Source organism: Anaerolineae bacterium, assembly GCA_014360855.1.
GTDB lineage: Bacteria > Chloroflexota > Anaerolineae > JACIWP01 > JACIWP01 > JACIWP01.
This window is the reverse complement of record JACIWP010000384.1, coordinates 1-2224: the sequence shown is the minus strand read 5'-3', so window position 1 is coordinate 2224 and position 2224 is coordinate 1. Positions and strand designations below refer to the sequence as shown.

2 protein-coding genes are annotated in these 2224 nt (G+C 59.5%); one reads left to right on the top strand and one right to left on the bottom strand.

Annotated elements, in window-relative coordinates; all coding sequences use genetic code 11:
- On the top strand, nucleotides 1-874 hold an 874-nt coding region (locus H5T60_14275), incomplete at its 5' end, for an ATP-binding protein (protein MBC7243599.1).
- A 93-nt stretch (nucleotides 875-967) separates the two neighbouring features.
- Here the strand turns inward: H5T60_14275 and H5T60_14270 are convergent.
- Nucleotides 968-2110 (bottom strand): hypothetical protein, encoded by a 1143-nt coding sequence (locus tag H5T60_14270; GenBank protein MBC7243598.1) that lies wholly within the window; start codon nucleotides 2108-2110, stop codon nucleotides 968-970.
- Between the last annotated feature and the right edge of the window lie 114 nt (nucleotides 2111-2224).

The following is a 2224-nucleotide window of genomic DNA, read 5'->3' as shown; positions in this document are numbered from 1 at the left end:
CGGGACGGGCAAGACCAGCCTGGTCGCCTCATTTGCACATTTGGCTTCTCACCACTCCCCGCGAGCCCGTGCCGTTTTTGCGGATGCTGACGTGGACGCCGCCAATCTCGAATTGGTGCTGGCCCCTGACCCACGCGAATCCCATGAGTTCTGGGGAAAATCGATCGCGGAGATTGACCCCCATCGTTGTGAGGGATGCGGGATTTGCCACAATGTATGCCGGTTTGATGCGGTGCTTGGTCCGCCGGCCCAGGGGGACAGCGTCTTCTATTATCGCGTGGATCCTCTTGCCTGCGAGGGATGCGCCGCTTGCTTTTACCAATGCCCTGTCCAGGCCATTCGGATGGTGCCGCAGTTAGCCGGCCAGTGGTTTTATTCCGAAACTCCGTATGGTCCGTTGTTCCACGCCGCCCTGCGGCCGGCACAGGAGAACTCCGGCAAGCTGGTGAGTTTGGTCAAGCAACAGGCACTGCGCCACGCGGAGAATGCCGGCTACGACCTGCTGATCGTGGACGGCCCTCCTGGGATCGGCTGTCCGGCGATCTCAGCGGTATCCGGTGCGGACCTGGCACTCATCGTCGCGGAACCATCCGTCGCAGGAATTCATGACCTTCATCTCGTCCTCGAACTGACCGCTCACTTCCACATCCCCACGCTCGTCTGCATCAACAAGGCGGACATTCATCCTCAGGGCGCTGCTCAGATCGAATCGTTCTGCGCTGAACACGACATTGAGGTGGTAGGAAGCATTCCCTTTGATCCATCAGTGAGCGAAGCAATCACCCGGGGATTGCCAGTTACCATCTTCCGGCCATCCTCACCCGCATCCCAGCATATCGAACGCATTTGGCAAAGGCTTCTCCCGATGCTTTAACACGGTGAACTTTCGGGCCGGCCAAAAGGGGCCGCTCCAATAATTGGAACGGCCCCTCGAACGCTCGCTGTATTGCCAGGATGCGCCTTCGCTTTACTCCGACTTCTCAATGGTGAACATAACGGTCAGGGCACCGGTGCTCTGGTCCGGGGAGATCATCACCGAGACCTTCGCCTTCTCGCCTTGGAATTCCAGCGTGGCAAAGGCATCGGTGGTCATGCTGGAATCCTCGATATACTTCAGCCCCTGATCCGCGAATCCCTTCTTGTAGAACTCGACCGCCTCGGCCAGGGTCATGCCGGACACGTTGTACATGACCATGCCCTCCTGGGACCAGGCCTGTTGGGCGCCGGCCGGCTCCGGGATGGTGAAGCCCAGGCCTTCCGTGACCGATGGGATCTCGGGCGCGGTGATCTCGATGGGGGCGTTCAGGTCATAGACCTCGAAGGTGGTCTTGAGCTCGCCGGCCAGGTCGGGTTTGCTCTCCTCCACGCCTTTGCCGGCCATATGGGTGACCATCTTGACGATGTAGCCCTCATCCGCCAGGTAAATGTCAATCTGTGCGATATCCAGGTTCTCGTATCGGGCGCGTGTTTCTTCATCGAGCATGAATCGCAGGAAGGCCGGCTTATCGAATCGGTAATGGGTGGTATCGATGCCGTTCACCTTTTCTTTGCCAATTTTGGTGGCAGTTTCCCAGCCTGCGGTCAGGTCCTCAGGATGGAAGATCATGAACTGCTCGTCAAAATTGGGGGCCGTCTCCTGGCTGGACTGCATCCAGCTATTGCCCATTTTGATCCAGCTCTGGTTGCCGATCTGGATCATCTCCATGGAGTCCTCCGGCGTGGCGCCGCTGATGACATAGCGCACTGCCGGCGGCTCTTTGACGAACTCTCCCACCATCTCCAGCTTGGCGCTCTGTTGATCGGCATAGGCTTCACCGGAGGTCTCGATCGTCATACGCATCCGGTACGACTTCAGCCAGGGCAATTTGCTCACATCTTCGACGGCCTGTGGGGTCTCCGTAGGGACGGATGCTACCTGGGTAGGTGCCGGCGTAGCGGTAGGCGGCACCGGGGTCGGCTGTGCCGGCGCTTGTTGGGCGGTAGTTGCTTGAGTCGCTTGAGCGGCAGGGGTCTCGCCGGCCGGCGTCGTGGCCTTGCCTCCACATCCAACCAGCAGAGCCATGACCGTCAGGGCCGTAAGGGTCAAGACAGCGATCTTACGTGCGGACATACGCATTCCTCCTTAGGGGCTATGCGAACTTATGGGCCTGGGCCAACCATCCTGACAACCCCGGGCCTACGCGAGGGAGGAATGGGGGCAATCCGGTATAGCTCAGGCGAACAT

What these genes read in the sequence shown, in the direction of transcription:
- H5T60_14270 (MBC7243598.1), bottom strand. Translation starts at nt 2,110, where the DNA reads ATGTCCGCACGTAAGATCGCTGTCTTGACCCTTACGGCCCTGACGGTC.